The organism is Nocardia sp. NPDC046473 (assembly GCF_040645995.1).
Lineage (GTDB): Bacteria > Actinomycetota > Actinomycetes > Mycobacteriales > Mycobacteriaceae > Nocardia.
Window position 1 is genome coordinate 606205 of record NZ_JBEYZJ010000002.1, and the last position, 14571, is coordinate 620775.

Annotated in this window: 13 protein-coding genes; 11 read left to right on the forward strand and 2 right to left on the reverse strand. The window is 66.4% G+C overall.

The window, feature by feature from the left end; translation table 11 throughout:
- Window positions 1-341: 341 nt before the first annotated feature.
- Complete coding sequence (locus ABZ942_RS08270; protein WP_357380016.1) at window positions 342-2927, forward strand: N-acetylmuramoyl-L-alanine amidase; 2586 nt, start codon at window positions 342-344, stop codon at window positions 2925-2927.
- A 372-nt stretch (window positions 2928-3299) separates the two neighbouring features.
- Here ABZ942_RS08270 and ABZ942_RS08275 read toward each other — a convergent pair whose 3' ends face one another.
- Window positions 3300-4139 carry an HAD family hydrolase gene (locus ABZ942_RS08275; protein WP_357380017.1) on the reverse strand — a complete coding sequence of 280 codons (840 nt, stop codon included), beginning with the start codon at window positions 4137-4139 and terminating at the stop codon, window positions 3300-3302.
- Window positions 4140-4484: 345 nt separating this feature from the next.
- The gene (locus ABZ942_RS08280) at window positions 4485-5651 is read right to left on the reverse strand and encodes a hypothetical protein (RefSeq protein WP_357380018.1); all 1167 of its coding nucleotides are present in this window, start codon (window positions 5649-5651) and stop codon (window positions 4485-4487) included.
- Window positions 5652-5891: 240 nt separating this feature from the next.
- Here ABZ942_RS08280 and ABZ942_RS08285 point away from each other — a divergent pair, with 240 nt between their 5' ends.
- The 10 genes from ABZ942_RS08285 (at window position 5892) to ABZ942_RS08330 (ending at window position 14551) form a co-directional block, all read left to right on the forward strand.
- On the forward strand, window positions 5892-6869 hold the full coding sequence (locus ABZ942_RS08285) for an ABC transporter permease (protein WP_357380019.1): 978 nt from the start codon (window positions 5892-5894) through the stop codon (window positions 6867-6869).
- Complete coding sequence (locus ABZ942_RS08290; RefSeq protein WP_357380020.1) at window positions 6866-7786, forward strand: ABC transporter permease; 921 nt, start codon at window positions 6866-6868, stop codon at window positions 7784-7786. Before ABZ942_RS08285 ends, ABZ942_RS08290 begins: the two co-directional genes overlap by 4 nt.
- Window positions 7783-9663, forward strand: coding sequence for an ABC transporter ATP-binding protein (locus ABZ942_RS08295; RefSeq protein ID WP_357380021.1), 1881 nt, complete (start codon window positions 7783-7785; stop codon window positions 9661-9663). The genes ABZ942_RS08290 and ABZ942_RS08295 overlap by 4 nt, the downstream gene beginning before the upstream one ends.
- A gap of 12 nt (window positions 9664-9675) precedes the next feature.
- Window positions 9676-9810 carry a hypothetical protein gene (locus ABZ942_RS08300; protein WP_357380022.1) on the forward strand — a complete coding sequence of 45 codons (135 nt, stop codon included), beginning with the start codon at window positions 9676-9678 and terminating at the stop codon, window positions 9808-9810.
- Between the two features lie 32 nt (window positions 9811-9842).
- Window positions 9843-11525, forward strand: coding sequence for an ABC transporter family substrate-binding protein (locus ABZ942_RS08305; RefSeq protein WP_357380023.1), 1683 nt, complete (start codon window positions 9843-9845; stop codon window positions 11523-11525).
- Window positions 11522-12184 carry a hypothetical protein gene (locus ABZ942_RS08310; RefSeq protein ID WP_357380024.1) on the forward strand — a complete coding sequence of 221 codons (663 nt, stop codon included), beginning with the start codon at window positions 11522-11524 and terminating at the stop codon, window positions 12182-12184. The genes ABZ942_RS08305 and ABZ942_RS08310 overlap by 4 nt, the downstream gene beginning before the upstream one ends.
- A gap of 3 nt (window positions 12185-12187) precedes the next feature.
- Window positions 12188-12571, forward strand: a complete 384-nt coding sequence (locus ABZ942_RS08315; RefSeq protein ID WP_357380025.1) for a hypothetical protein — start codon at window positions 12188-12190, stop codon at window positions 12569-12571.
- 89 nt (window positions 12572-12660) lie between these two features.
- Window positions 12661-13383 (forward strand): GntR family transcriptional regulator, encoded by a 723-nt coding sequence (locus ABZ942_RS08320; protein ID WP_357380026.1) that lies wholly within the window; start codon window positions 12661-12663, stop codon window positions 13381-13383.
- Window positions 13384-13405: 22 nt separating this feature from the next.
- Window positions 13406-14122 carry a sterol desaturase family protein gene (locus ABZ942_RS08325; RefSeq protein WP_357380027.1) on the forward strand — a complete coding sequence of 239 codons (717 nt, stop codon included), beginning with the start codon at window positions 13406-13408 and terminating at the stop codon, window positions 14120-14122.
- Between the two features lie 219 nt (window positions 14123-14341).
- Complete coding sequence (locus tag ABZ942_RS08330) at window positions 14342-14551, forward strand: heavy metal-associated domain-containing protein (RefSeq protein ID WP_357380028.1); 210 nt, start codon at window positions 14342-14344, stop codon at window positions 14549-14551.
- The last annotated feature ends 20 nt before the right edge of the window (window positions 14552-14571 follow it).

Sequence of the window (14571 nt, forward strand, 5' to 3'; positions counted from 1 at the left end):
CAGGTTGTCCCGGCCCGCGCCGACGCTGCCCCCGACGAGCCGCTCGTTTTGCTCTGCGCGCAGATTTCACCCGCATTTGTGCTCCCCCCGTGCTCTTTCGTTCCGGTGCTATGTGGCGTCGCATCCGTTCACTCCCACGGTATTCCGGGGCCGGGCGGATTGGATACCTGTCGGCATGTCGTTCCATCCGGCCGCATTCCGAGAGCTACATTCGAGCAATCACATAATCCTCAACCAGAGGTTTAGATATGTGACAGTTGTGACTATTGTGATCGTTGATACATCAGGAAGCAACCCTGGTTTTGCACACGATCACTGGTTCGACCTGAATGGAGACGCTCGTGCCCTACCGCAAACCGAAACGTTCCTACGTCCTCCCGGTTGTCACCACGCTTGCGGTAGCGGCCCCGCTCGCGGCGCTCACGATGAGCGACTCGCCCGACTACCGCACCACCACCGGCTCCGAGCTCGCCGCCGTACCGGCGCAGCTGGCCGAGGTGGTGCTGAACTCGGCGCCCGATATCGTGCTGCCGCTGCGCGAACTCACCGGATTGGATCTGCCGGATCTGCACCTGTCGGATCTCCGGATGCTGCCGCTACCAGCGTCAATTCCCATTCCCGATGGACTACCGCTGCCGCCGGGTGTGCAACTACCCAAAGAAATTCCGCTACCGAAGTTGAATGGTCCACATCCGGCCACCCCCGGCCAGCAGAGCGCGCCAGGTCAGCTCACCACGCCTGGATCGAACGCCACTCCCGGGCAAGGCCTCGTACCAGGGCAGACACCATTCCCCGGGCAGGCGGGCGCGCCAACTCAGCACCCGATTCCGGGCCAGGCCGTCGCGCCGAATCAAAACAGCATTCCCGGCCAGGCCGTCGCGCCGAGCCAAAACAGAATTCCGGGCCAGGCCAGCGCACCAACCCAGAACACCATTCCCGGCCAGGTCACCGCACCGACCCAGAACAACATTCCCGGCCCGGCCACCGCATCGAGCCAGAACACCATTCCGGGCCAGGTTCCCAATTCCGCACAGACCGCACCGGCGCCCGCCCAATCGGTCCCGGGCGGCACGCGTTTCGTCGCCGATCCCAGCCGACTCGAACCGGGCACCACACCCGACACACCCGCGCTGACGCCGGGCGCGGTCCCGCCCGAGCTGGCGGACCAGGTCGGCGCGCAGGTCAAAGAGCTGTCCCGGGAAACGCCGTTCAGCGTCGTCGCCCTCACCGCCGCCGATCTGACGAACACCAAGGCGACGCTGCGCGCCCGCCAACCCGACGGCAGCTGGGGCCCGTGGTTCAACACCGAACCGGTGGACACCCGCCGCACCGATCGCACTGCCGCAGGCGGCAAGACCGGCACCGAGCCGCTCTACGTCGGCACCACCAACGCCGTGCAGATGCTGGTGACCCGCAAGAACGCCGCGGCGACCGCACCGGACCCGGCGAGCCGGCCCGCGCCGCGCTCGGACGATCCCGCCCAGCTGTCGGGCGTCGACCTGACCGCCGTGCTGATCGATCCGGGCCGCGGCGCCATCGACGGCGCGCTGCACAAGGTCGCCGCGCCCGCACCCGGCGGCGGACCCAAGGTGATCTCGCGCGAGGGCTGGGGCGCCGACGAGAGCATCCGCTGCGAAGAACCCACCTACGACGACGGCCCCGGCAAGGACGGCCTCGGCGGTATCACCGTGCACCACACGGCCGGACGCAACGACTACACCCCGGAAGAGTCCGCAGGCATCGTCCGCGCGATCTACACGTATCACGCACAAACGTTGGGCTGGTGCGACATCGGCTACAACGCGCTGGTCGACAAGTACGGCCAGATCTTCGAGGGCCGCGCTGGCGGTCTCGATCGCGCGGTGCAGGGCGCGCACGCGGGCGGGTTCAACGAGAACACCGCGGGTGTCGCGCTGATGGGCAACTACACCTCCGAACCGCCCACCGAAGAGGCGATCGAGGCGATCGGAAACTTCATCGGCTGGCGCGCCGAGATCGCCCATCTCAACCCGCAAGGGAAAACCATCATGTACTCCGAGGGCACGGAGTACACCTCCTATGCCATGGGTCAGGCGGTGAACCTGCCGATCGTGTTCGCCCATCGCGACGTCGGCAACACCGCCTGCCCCGGCGATGCCGCCTATGCGGAAATGGATCGAATCCGCGAAATCGCCGCGAGTGTCGCGGGCGGCGCCGGCGCCGCGAACAGCGGAAACAGCGAAAGTACCAACAGCAACCCCAACAACGGGACCGGCACTGGCACCGACGGCACCGCCAACAGTCCGGCCCCGCAGCCCGCGCCGCGCAACAAGCCCGACCTCAGCGCGCTGGCCGCACTCACCAAGAAGCTGCTCGGCATGGTGAACGAGAACCCCATCGCCAAGCACTGGGCCGACAAGGGCGGTCCCAGTGGACCACTCGGCGCCGTACAGACCGAGCCGATGCCCGCCGCGCAGGGCCAGCAGTACGCCAAGTTCGCCAACGGCTACGTCTACACCGCACCGGACGGCAAGGTCATCGAGGTGCTCGGCAAGATCCTCGACCGCTTCCTGCAACTCGGCGGCGACGCGGGCGTGCTCGGCCTCCCGACCAGCGACGCCTACAACGTGCCGAACGGCCAACGCTCCGACTTCCAATACGGCTCGCTGATCCTCAACCAGGCGACCGGCATCGTCACCACGGTGTGGAAGACCTACAACGACACCTACCAGCAGGACGCGGCCCGCCCCGGCCAGGCACCCGCCCCAGCCCAATCCGCTACTCCCGCTGAGGTTCCCGCACCCGTCCAAGCTCCGGCACCCGCCGAGGTTCCGGCCCCCGCAGCGGCACCGGCTCCCGCCGATCTTCCCAACCCAGCCCCTGACGCCCTCGAGTTCCCCGCACCCGAAGATTTCCTCCCAACCCCCGCTCCCGAACCGGCAGGCTGACCCAAACCCAGCCCTCCATCGGAGCTCGCAGCCAACGGCCGCGAGCTCCGATTACGTTTACCCCCACGCACTTCCCGCACGCCGCGCACGATATAGCTGACAATTCGCGCGCACCAAGCAAATTCGCGCGCAAAAGCCAGCCCGTCCCAATGCGCCGCACACACGGTGCGGCCACTGAGGCGCTAAGACAGCAATCGCGCTCACACCGCAGGCCGCGCACCTCCTAGCCCGCCGCGCGCACGACAGCTGGCAAATCCCTGCGCAGCAAGCGAATTCATGCGCGGGGGCCAGCCAGCGGCGGTGAGGTTCGGCATCCTGGATCGGCACCAAGATCATGGGGAACGGAACTGATGGGGTTGACGTGGCGGTGGTTCAGAGCCACCAGCGTTCGAGGATGCGGGCTACGCCGTCGTCGGCGTTGGATTCGGCGACCTCGTCGGCGGCGGCAATGGCTTCGCGGTGGGCGTTGGCCATCGCGACGCCGTGGCCCGCCATGGTGAGCATGGGGACGTCGTTGGGCATGTCGCCGAACGCGACGATATTCGCGGGCTCCACGCCGAGGCGCTGCGCGACGATCGACAGACCCGACGCCTTGGTGACGCCGGGTGCGGACAGTTCGATCAGTCCGTGCTCGGTGGAGTAGGTGATGTCGGCGCGCTCGCCGAGCAGCGGGGCGAGCACGGCGCGCATGTCGGAACTGCGCGCGCCGGGTAGTCGGATCAGCATCTTGATCGCCGGGGCGTCGATGACCTCGTGGCGGGCGACCGTGGTGTCGTCCGGATTGAGCCAGGCGTGCTCGTACAGCGGTGAGCTCACGAACTGCGGGGTTACCGCGTCGTGCGCGCTCTCGCCGACCCGTTCGGCCGCCAGCCCGCATCCGGGCAGCGCCTCCTCGGCCAGGTCCGCGATCCAGGACAGCGTCGCCACGTCCAACGTCATGCTGGCCAGCACCCGATCGGTAGCGCTGTCGTAGATGACCGCCCCGTTGCCGCACACGCACAGCGGCGCGTAGCCGAGCCCGTCGACGACCGGATCGATCCAGCGCGGCGGTCGTCCGGTGGCGAGCACGAACGGCACACCGTCGCCGATCAGCGCGTCCACCGCGGCCTTGGTGCGCGCGGTGACCCGCTCGTCATGATCGATGAGGGTGCCGTCGACGTCGGTCGCCACCATCTTCGGCTTGGGCAGGTGCAGGAGGGTCACCCATTCCATCCTGCCGGACAACCGTCTCGCAGTGCCGGGGGTATCGCCAGGAAGATGCGCATCGGCCGAGCTGAGCCGTCAGGCGGACCCGCAGAATTCCGTCGTCCCATGCGACGCGGTGGCGTGTCGACAGCCCCGACATCGGAGCGACGGCTGGCCCGTCGACCGACTCACTCGATGCCTCGTAGGTGGCGGACGCCAAACAGCGTCATCCGCAGGCTGCGTTATCGAAAGAGGTGGCCGCAGAACCGCCACATCGGCGCACCTGACGGCAGTGCGCTTTTGCCGGCGCGACCCAGGCGGGTTGCCGCACCGGCGGCAGGCAATGCGACTCAGCCATCCGATGCCTCGCAACTACGCAGGCGGCGGACGCCAAACGGTGTCGTCCGCAGGCGGCGGGACCACGGGTTCAGGTGACGGGACTGCGGTTGGTGGCCGCAGCACCGTCTCGTCGTTGCGTCCGATGGCCGGTTGTGCGGGTACGCCCCAGGCGCCCTGCGGCGGCGGCCACGTGGCTTGGCCGTTCGGTGCGACGGCCGGTTGCGCAGGTGTACCCCAGGCGGGTTGCGGCTGATCCGGTGCCGAGGGACCTGGCTGTGCGGGTACGCCCCAGGCGGGTTGTGGTGCGGCCGATTGCTTGTCGGCCTCGTCGGTGGTCCGTTGCTGCCAGGCGTGCGCAGGCTGCGCGGGCGGGCTTGCGACGGCCGGCGCGGACGGCGCCTGCTGCCACGTGGCCTGACCAGCAGGAACCGGGCCACCAGCTTGTCCGGGCTGCTGCCAGGCCGGAGCGGCCGGGCTTCCGGCGACTGGGGGCGCGGACGGCGCCTGCTGCCACGTGGCCTGACCAGCGGGCACCGAGCCACCGGCTTGTCCGGGCTGGCCCCAGGCGGGTTGCGGCTGTCCGTCGACCTGACCGGCGGCACCCGGTTGCGTCGGCCAGGCCGTGCCGGGCTGTGCCCCGCCCGGATAGGGGTAGCCGTACTGCTGCGGGACGGCGGCGACGGGGGTGTATGCCAGCCAGCGGCTGGTCTGGGGAAGTAGGGCGAGTATTGCCGTGGCGATGGGGAAGATGAGACTGAACAGGCCGCCGACTCGCCCGCTCATGGAGTTCAAGCTGTTCGTCGACGTGTCGAGGGAGTGGAAGAGCACGGACCCAACGATGCCCGCGATGACCACAACGACACAGCCGACGACAACGAGCATCCGGCCGAACGATTTCCTGGTGAACATCGCGACCGCACCGACCCCGAGTAGGACCGCGGCCAGCAGCCCGATCGCACCGGTGACGATGGCCCACGTCTGGAACCACCCCTTGGAAAACAGCCCGGTCTTGTCGTATTCACCGAGCTGCGTGCCGATGATCCCGAACACCACACTGATTCCGCCACTGAACAATTCACCGACGGCACCGACACAGGCCAGCACCCCGGCGGTGATCGCGGTGGCCCCGCTCGGCGCCGACATTCCGGGCGAATACGCGGGATACGGGTTGTACCCGCCCGGATATTGCGGATAACTCATGTGTCCCCCTTGCCGACAGTCCGCTCCGCCGTTCGCAAAAGCGTGCTGTGCCTTCGTTTCACTCGCTGACGCTCTCTCATGACTCCCCCTTCGTCGCGTCGAACCGACCGCGTACGCGTGTGCCGCAAGAATAAAGGACATGCCCGAGCCCCGCGTGACACGCGCGTCCGGGTCTTCGTCCTTATGATCAGGGGCTAATACTCGACGCTGGTCCGTCCAGCCGAAAGACCACGAGGACTGATGACCGGCTTCCTGCTACGACGCGCGCTTCACTATGTCGTGCTGTTGCTGCTGGCGTCGTTCCTGACCTTCAGCTTGGCGTCGCTGACGTTCCATCCGCTGGAGAGTCTGGAACAACGCAATCCGCGCCCACCGCAGGCGGTGATCGATGCCAAGGCGGCGGAATTACACCTCAACGACCCGATCCCGCAGCGCTATATCACCTGGTTGAAAGGGATACCGCAAGGGGATTTCGGGACGACTCTCGCCGGGCAGCCGGTGCGCGAGGAGCTGCCGCGCCGGGTCGCGGTGAGTCTGCGACTGCTGATCATCGGTTCGTTGATCGGCACCGTGCTCGGCGTCCTGATCGGCGCCGCTGGTGCGATCAGGCAGTACAAATTCAGTGATTACTTCACCACGATCATCTCGTTGCTCGTGCTCAGTACCCCGGTGTTCCTTCTTGCGACACTCTTGAAATACGGTGCGCTGGAAATCAATTCGCTCACCGGGTCGCAGATTTTCCTCTACACCGGGGAGACCTCGGCGAATCGGATCGACGGATTCTGGCCGCAGCTGCTCGATCGGGTGCAGCACCTCGTGCTGCCGACGGCCGGCCTCGCCCTCGGCGGCATGGCGGGCTACAGCCGCTATCAGCGCAACGCCATGCTCGACGTGTTGCAGAGCGATTTCATTCGCACCGCCCGCGCCAAGGGTTTGTCCCGCAGCAAGGCGCTGTACAAGCACGGCCTGCGCACCGCGTTGATCCCGATGGCGACGCTGTTCGCCTACAGCCTGCTCGGCCTGATCACCGGCGCGACGTTCACCGAGAAGATCTTCGGCTGGCACGGCGTCGGTGAGTGGCTGGTCGATTCGATCAACGCCCAGGACCTGTACCCGGTGGTGACGGTGACCGCGTTCGCCGGACTGGTGGTTTTGGTGTCCGGCTTGCTCTCCGATGTCGTGTTGGCCCTTCTCGATCCCCGGGTGCGTGTCCGATGACCGAAGCCGAAATCATCGTCCAGGGCGCCCCCGAGCCCGCCGCGGCAGGCCGGAGCAAGCTGGTGCTGCGCCGTTTCCTGCGGAACAAGCCCGCGGTGATCGGCGCGGTGATCCTGATCCTGCTCTTCATCGCCAGCTTCGCGTTGCCGCCGCTGCTGAAATACGACTACCAGCAGCTGGACTACACCGCCCTGCTGAAACCGCCGAGCGGCCGACATCCGTTCGGCACCACCCAGATCGGCCAGGACGTGCTGGCCCAGACCCTGCGCGGCATGCAGAAGTCGCTGGTGATCGGCCTGTGCGTCGCGCTCATCTCCACCACCATCGCCGCGACGGCGGGCGCGACCGCAGGCCTGCTCGGCGGTTGGACCGACCGCGCGCTCATGTGGCTGGTCGACCTGCTGCTCGTGGTGCCGAGCTTCATCATCGTCGCGCTGTTCGCGCCGCGCACCAAGGGCAACAGTTCGATTGTGCTGCTGATCCTGCTGCTCAGTCTGTTCGGCTGGATGATCAGCGCGCGCATCGTGCGCGGCCTGACGATCAGCCTGCGCGACCGTGAATTCGTGAGAGCCGCAAGGTATATGGGCGCGCCGACGCGCACCGTGATCATCAGCCACATCCTGCCGAACATCGCCTCGATCCTGATCATCGACACCACGCTGGCGGTCGGCGCGGCCATCATGGCCGAAACCGGGCTCAGCTTCCTCGGTTTCGGCGTGCAGCCGCCGGACGTCTCGCTCGGCTCGCTGATCGCGTCGGGCACCAAGTCGGCGCTGACCTATCCGTGGCTGTTCCTGTTCGCCGGTGGCCTGCTGATCACCATCGTGTTGTGCGCCAACCTGGTTGGTGACGGACTGCGCGACGCGTTCGATCCCAGCGCCAAGCGGGCGCGCTCGAAGAAGAAGGCAAAGGTATGACGGGCGCTGACCCCACCGAGAAGGTCGTGGTCGAGAAGAACTTCACCGCACCGCTGTTGGAGGTCACCGACCTGCGCGTCTCGTTCCCCAGCGAGGAGGGCCGGATCGAGGCGGTGCGCGGTGTCAACTACACCGTGTCCGACGGCGAAGTGCTCGCCATCGTCGGCGAATCCGGTTCCGGCAAGTCGGTCTCCTCGCTCGCGGTGATCGGCCTGCTGCCCGAGCAGGCCAGGATCGGCGGCTCGATCCGCCTGCGCGGCCGCGAGCTGCTCGGCCTCGGTGATCGCGAATTGTCCAGGCTGCGTGGCAGTTCCATCAGCATGGTGTTCCAGGACCCGCTCTCGGCGCTGACCCCGGTGTACCGGGTCGGCGAGCAGATCGCCGAAGCCCTGCTGGCACACGGCAAGATGAGCCGGTCCGAGGCGGCGGCCAAGGCAATCGAGCTGCTCGCCCTGGTCGGCATCGAGGAACCCGAGGTGCGCGCCAAGGCTTTTCCACACGAGTTCTCCGGCGGCATGCGCCAGCGGGTGGTCATCGCCATGGCGATCGCCAACGATCCCGCGCTGATCATCTGCGACGAGCCGACCACCGCGCTCGACGTGACGGTGCAGGCGCAGATCCTGAACCTGCTGCGCAAGGCGCGCGATATCACCGGCGCGGGCGTCATCATGATCACCCACGACATGGGTATCGCCGCCACCCTGGCCGACCGGGTCGCGGTGATGTACGCGGGCAAGATCGTCGAAACCGCCACCACCACCGAGCTTTTCAGCGCACCGCGGATGCCGTACACGGTGGGCCTGCTCGGCTCCATCCCGCGGATGGACCGCCCGCCCCGCCAGCCGCTGATCCCGATCGTCGGCGCACCGCCCGCCATGCACGCGCTGCCGCCGGGCTGCTCGTTCGCGCCGCGCTGCCCGATCTCGATCGATGAATGCCGGGTCGCCGAGCCACCGCTGGAGAAGACCAACCCCGGGCATTCGGCCGCCTGCATCCGTACCGCGGAGGTCGGCAGCGACGCGCTGTTCGAGGCCTATCGGCAGGAAGTCACCGAACCGAGCGTCGAGGCCGAGGTCAGCGACCAAGTGGTGCTTCGGGTTTCGGAATTGGTGAAGACCTTTCCGATCACCGCGGGCATCCTGTTCAAGCGCCGCAAGGGCGAGATCCGCGCGGTCGACGGCATCAGCTTCGAGATCCGCGCGGGCCGCACGCTGGCCCTGGTCGGCGAGTCCGGTTCCGGCAAATCGACCACGCTCAGCCAAATTCTCGATCTGGTCAAGCCGGAATCGGGCACCATCGAGATCATGGGCAGCGATGTCGCGACCCTGAGCAAGGCGCAGAAACGCGACATCCGCCGGAAGATGCAGATCGTCTTCCAGGATCCGACCGCCTCGCTCGACCCGCGCCTGCCGATCTTCGACGCGCTGGCCGAGCCGATGCGCATCGACGGCCGCCCACACGACGAGATCGCCCGCCGGGTACCGGAACTGCTCGAACAGGTCGGCCTGCGTCGCGATCACGCCGAACGCTATCCCGCCGACTTCTCCGGCGGGCAGAAGCAGCGCATCAGCATTGCCCGCGCGCTGGCGCTGGATCCGGAGATTCTCGTGCTGGACGAACCGGTGTCCTCGCTGGACGTGTCCATCCAGGCCGGCGTGCTGAACCTGTTGCGCGACTTGCAGATCGAGCGTGGGCTGTCCTACCTGTTCGTCTCGCACGACCTGTCCGTGGTTCGCAATCTGGCCCACGACATCGCGGTGATGTATCGCGGCAAGATCGTCGAATCCGGCCCGGCGGAACTGATTTTCGCCGACCCTCAGCATTGGTACACGCGCGATCTGATCGACGCAGTCCCGGTTCCGGCCGTCAGTCGATAGAAGGAGACCACGATGCCGATCCGAGCAGAGCATTCGCTGCCGCTGTATCAAACGCCGGGCAATGTGGGTGTCCGTGCCGAGCTCGCCAATTACGGGGCGGCCGGGCCGGCCTCCTACGACTACACCAAAATCGGTTTCGTCAAGTGATTACGCAGGATCCCTGCGGGAAGGAGCGAAACATGCGGGTTCGTTCATGGACAACGCGATTGGCGATCCCGCTGGTCGCCATCGGGCTGATCGCGGCAGGATGCAGTTCCGACGACACCAGTGCGCCTGCGGGTTCCACCGATGCGCTCGGGACTACGAACGACATCAATCCGAAGGATGTCAGCGAGCTGCGTGACGGAGGGAACCTACGGCTGTCGCTCAGCTCGCTCCCGCAGAACTGGAACGGGCTCAACAACGACGGAAACGACGCCGACACCTCCGCTCTGTTGCGGCCGACTATGCCGCGCGCATTCAAGACCGATGCGGCGGCCAATCTTTCGGTGAATACCGATTACTTCACCGATATTCAGCTGACCAGCACCGAACCGAAACAGGTGGTCACCTACACGATCAATCCCAAGGCGGTCTGGTCCGACGGCACCCCGATCACCTGGGAAGATATTCAGTCGCAAGCACACGCGATGAGCGGTGTGGACAAGTCGTTCCTGATCGCGGCCAATGCCGGCTTCGACCGGGTGGAGAAGGTCGAACGCGGGGTAGACGATCGACAAGCGGTCATCACCTTCAATAAGCACTACGCCGATTGGCGTGGACAATTCGCGGGCACGACGTTCTTCTACCCCAAGTCGGTCACCGCGACACCGGAGGCTTTCAACAAGAGCCTGCTGCAGGATCCGGGGCCGAGCGCGGGCCCGTTCATCGTGCAATCCGTCGACCGGGCCCAGGGCCGGGTGGTGCTGGGCCGCAACCCGAAGTGGTGGGGCGACAAACCGAAGCTCGACACGATCACCTTCAGCGTCCTCGACAACTCGGCGCAGCTGCCCGCCCTGCAGAACAACGAGATCGACGCCGTCGGCATCGCCAGCCGAGATGAACTGAAAACCGCACAGAACACCGCGGGGATCGCGCTGCGCCGCGCGCCGGGCAACCAGTGGTCGCATCTGACGTTCAACGGCGCACCGGGCTCCATCCTCGCCGACGCCAAACTGCGCGTGGCGATTTCGAAGGCCATCGACCGGCAGGCCATCGCGACCGCTACCCAGAACGGCCTGGTCGAGAACCCGAAGCCGATGAACAACCACGTCTACCTGAACGGCCAAGAGGGCTACCAGGACAACAGCCTCGGCTTCGATCCGGCCGCCGCGGCAAAGGAACTGGACGATCTCGGGTGGAAGCTCAACGGTAATGTCCGGGAAAAGGACGGCCGCAAGCTGGAAATCCGCGACGTCATGTACAACCAGGACGTCTGGGTCCAGATCGCCCAGATCATCCAGCAGAACCTTTCGCAGGTCGGCGTCAAGCTGAACATCGAGACCAAGCCGGGCAACGGCCTTTTCACCGACGTGATCATTCCGGGCAACTTCGATGTCGGGCAGTGGAGTTGGGTGGGTGACCCGTTCCCGCTCAGCAGCCTCTCGCAGATCTGGGGCTACAACCCGGATGACGTGCAGGGCAACTACGGCCGGATCGGCTCGCCCGAGCTCAACGCCCTGATCGAGCAGGCGGTGTCGGAACTCGACCCGAAGAAGGCCATCGAACTGGCCAATCAGGTCGACCGCAAGATCTTCGAGGAGGGGCACTCGTTGCCGCTCACGCAGTCACCGGGCAATATCGCGGTCCGCGACAACCTGGCGAACTTCGGTGCGGCGGGCCTGGCCACCTACGACTACACGAAAATCGGCTTCTTGAAGTGAGTTTCGGATCGGGCCATCCCCTGGCCTATCCGATCAGCGTGACGATCGGCGCCCTGGCGGTATGCCTCGCCTGGGCGCCGTTCGGCGATGTGGACCAGGTGGCGGCGTTGGCGACGGTGGCGCTGGGGATCATCGGATACTCGGGTTATCGGATCGCTGTCGCGCAAGGGCTTCTCGCGTTCTGGCCCTCGGGATCGGCACGCGCCGTGGGGATTTCGCGGATTCGCCAACAGCATCGGCTGGTCAGCCGGTCGTGGCTGGAGATAAGCGGAACGGGGCGACCTCGTTGGCTCCCGGTCTATTTCGACTCGGCATTGATGAGCATGACCGAGACGCGAGCTGAACTCACCGACCGAACAGTCCACGTCGCGGGCCATCGCCTCTATCCAGCCGGCCGCATCCGCAGCACAGAACCACCGGGCCGGCTTATCGACAATCCATCCCGCCCCGACCCGGCTGCCCCCGCGCTCACCACCACCGCGACGCGCACACCCCGACGCCTGCTGCTCGATGCACAATCCACCGTCGCCGCCCCGTTCGCCGCGCTCATGTGGATCTACATCGACGGCGGTAACTTCACCACCTTCCTCGCCGCCACCTGCGTCGCGGCCGCCACCGCCCTCTGGCTCTCCGCAATCCGCGGCTCCGATCCGAGCTGAGCCTTGATCGCACAGTCCACGCTGACGGAGGCGAAGCTCCCCAAGGACTTTCATCGGCTGTGGGGCGCGTTCACGGTCAGTCAGCTCGGAAGTTCGCTCAGTACCGGCGCATTGCCGTTGATCGCGATCATTGTGCTGAGGTCGTCCGACTTTCGAGTCTCGCTGCTCGCGGCATTGTCGGCCGTGGTCAGCGCCGCTGTCGCGGTGCCACTCAGCCCATTTGTCGAATTCCGCCGCAAACGTCCGGTCATGATCGGCACGAACCTCCTGTGCTTCGCGACGCTGGCCACCGTTACCAGCGTCCGTTTCGCGATCGGCTGCGCGGCGGTCGCCCTGCTGAGCAGCTCGCTGTTGCTGCCGTGGCGTACCTGGCCCAACCGCTCCTAGACCACTCACGGGGTGCGGAGGCGAGTGCCCGTCGAACTGAATTGGTCTGACCACTTGACCTCCTGACCTATTTGGGCACACAGTGGGGTATGGCGTTGCAACCTGTGGTCAAGCGGTCGGTGTCGGGGGATGTTTTCGAGCAGATCGCGGCGGATGTGTTGAGTGGGGAGTTGGCGCCGGGGGCGACGTTGCCCAGCGAGCGACAGTTGGCCGAGGCGTTGGGGGTGTCGCGGCCTGCGGTGCGGGAGGCGTTGCAGCGGCTGGCGGCGGCGGGGTTGGTCGCGGTGCGGCAGGGGGATGCGACGACCGTGCTGGATTATCGGCGCGGGGCCGGTCTGGAGGTTTTGCCTCGGTTGCTGGTGCAGGCCGGGGAGTTGGATCCGGGTGTGGCGCGCAGCATTCTGGAGGCGCGGTTGCACAACGGGCCGAAGGTGGCCGAACTTGCTGCCGTCCGACTCGGGGCGACAGATTCCGCGACGGTTGGCACCGCATTGACGGAGAGCGTGGAAGCGCTTGCCGCGGAACGAGATCCGGTGGCGCAGCAGCGGCATGCGATGGAGTTCTGGGATCACGTCGTCGACGCGGCCGACTCGATCGTGTTCCGGTTGATGTTCAACATGTTGCGCGCCGCTTATGAACCAGCGCTCGCGGCGCTGGCCCCGATCATGTCCGCCGAGGTGGGCAATGTCGAGGCCTACCGCGAATTGACCGCCGCCATTGTGGCGGGCCGGCCGCAAGAGGCCGCCGATCTCGCTCGGGCGTTGCTCGAACCGGCGACCACCGCACTGATCGAGGTCCTCGGCGGACACTGATCACGCTTCACCTAGGAAAACCATGACGAAATCCCATTCCTCCCAACCGGATTCGGTCGAGACGAACGCCCGTGCGCGGGTGCGCAACGACGAACGGGCACTGCGCCGTGGACTCACCCTCGACGCGGCCTTCCGCGAGTTCCTCCGCCATCCCTCGCCATGGCTCATCGGCCTCACCTTGATCGCGGCGCTGATCGGCCGAATCCTGGTCGGCGACTGGCATTTGACCGACGCACTGGTGCCCGCGGCGATGCTCGCGGTGTTCCCGGTCTTCGAATGGATCGTGCACGTTACCGTATTGCACTGGCGGCCGAGGCAACTCGGCCCGATCCCGATCGACAGCGAGCTGGCTCGTAAACATCGCGAGCACCACGTCGATCCGCGCGATATCCCGCTGATCTTCATCCCGACCAGAACGCTGTCGGTGCTGGTGGTCGTCTTGATCACGCTGGCCGCCTTTGCTTTCCCGCGTCTGGGCCTCGGCCTGACCTTCCTGCTCGCCATCACGGTCCTCGGCCTCGGCTATGAGTGGACCCACTACCTCATCCACACCGACTACAAGCCGAAAGGCTCGCTGTACCGCGCGGTTTGGCGTAACCACCGCCACCACCACTACAAGAACGAACACTACTGGTTCACCGTCACCACCTCCGGCACCGCCGACCGTCTTTTCGGCACCCACCCCGACCCGGCCGACACCGAAGCCTCCCCTACTGCACGAAAGCTGCACGCAGGCTGACCCGACCACCGTCAGCACGAGCCGTCGCCCTGATCCCGCAGGGCGGCGGCTTTTTCATGTCGTCGAATCGCCCGCCGATGGGCCCCACCAGCCCTTTCTCTCGACTGTGAGCAGGCGCACTCCGATCTCCGCGAAACTCCGTCTTGACGAAGTACCCTAGGGGGGTATGGTAACTGTCATGAGCACGGCGGAGGCCGTCGCCGCAGAAGGAGAGACACCATGAGCACCGCGATCACCGTCACCGTTACCGGAATGACCTGCGGCGGCTGCGCCAACCGAGTGCGCGACGGGATCGGCCGGATCGATGGCGTCGACGGCGTCACGGTCGACCTGCCCACCGGCCGAGTCACCGTCGAAGCCGCAGGCACGATCGAGCGCGACGCGATCGTCGCCGCCATCGACCAGGCCGGCTATGCCGTCGCAGGCTGACGCCGCGACCACCCGGAAAC